General features: G+C 66.1%; 1 protein-coding gene. It reads left to right on the plus strand.

The window, feature by feature from the left end:
• On the plus strand, nucleotides 1-723 hold a 723-nt coding region (locus tag AC1DWF_RS33825), incomplete at its 5' end, for an amidohydrolase family protein (protein ID WP_476842862.1).
• Nucleotides 724-769 lie beyond the last annotated feature (46 nt).

The following is a 769-nucleotide window of genomic DNA, read 5'->3' on the forward strand; positions in this document are numbered from 1 at the left end:
GTCCATATCCAGGCCGCCCGCGCCGAATCCGAGCAGGTGCAGGAGACCGAGTGGCTGGAGAAGGTCCATGCCGAGCAGGGCCTGCCCAACGCCATCGTCGGCCACGTCATCTTCATCCAGCCCAATTGCGCCGAGGTGCTGGAGGGCCATGCGAGGCATCCGCTGATGCGCGGCATACGCTCGCGGCCCAACACCTCGAAGGGCCCCGGCCAGTCCATCGCGGGACAGCCCGGCACGATGCAGGACGACCTCTGGCGCCGGAATTTTTCGCTGCTGGAGAAGCACGGCATGTCCTGGGACATGCGCATCCCCTACTGGCACCTGGAGGAGGGCGCCGAGGTCGCGCGCAGCTTCCCCGGCATCCCCATGGTGGTGAACCACACGGGCCTGCCGCTGGATCGTTCCGAGGACGGGCTGAAGATCTGGCGCAAGGGGCTGGAGGCGCTGGCCGATTGCCCGAACACCGTCATCAAGATCTCCGAGCTCGGCCTGCCTCACGGCAGGTGGGACGTGCCCAGCAACATCGGCGTCGTGAAGGAGGCGGCGGCCATCTTCGGCCCCGACCGCATCATCTTCGCGAGCAATCTGCCGGTGGCGAGCCTCAGCACGGATTTCGGCGGCATCGTGGACGTCATGCGCACCGCGCTGGCGGACCGCTCTCGCGAGGATTTGGAAAAATTCTTCCATCGCAACGCCATCCGCTTCTACCGCATCAACCTCTGAGGACCTCCCAATGAGCAACGGCCCCGAGCGTATTGGACCCTTGGCC

Source organism: Aminobacter sp. P4_D5 (assembly GCF_056401815.1).